The organism is Citrobacter sp. TBCS-14 (genome assembly GCF_005280805.1).
Taxonomy (GTDB): domain Bacteria; phylum Pseudomonadota; class Gammaproteobacteria; order Enterobacterales; family Enterobacteriaceae; genus Citrobacter; species Citrobacter gillenii.
Genome location: NZ_SZWM01000809.1, coordinates 1 through 243, shown reverse-complemented (window position 1 = coordinate 243; position 243 = coordinate 1). Strand labels below are relative to the sequence as shown.

At 50.6% G+C, this 243-nt stretch carries 1 protein-coding gene; it reads left to right on the top strand.

The annotated features are described in order from the left end of the window. Positions 1-141: hypothetical protein (locus tag FDX22_RS21430; protein WP_186805412.1), on the top strand; the 141-nt coding region annotated here is incomplete at its 5' end. Positions 142-243: the final 102 nt, after the last annotated feature.

The following is a 243-nucleotide window of genomic DNA, read 5'->3' as shown; positions in this document are numbered from 1 at the left end:
GTGCAGTTGGATCCGAACACTCTGCTGACGCAGTTCCGTGACCAGGTGAAAAAAACCGATCTGGATGCTGAGCTGCAACAGCAATTCCTCGAAGAGTTCGAAGCAGGTTTGTACGGATACACTTATCTCGAAGACGAGTAAGGCTGCTCGGGTTCGCTTGAACCTGGGCAAATTAACGGCGATAATTCGCCCATACAAGTAGTCACGTAAATCAATCCCTTCCTCGTCGGGCTTAACGACGCG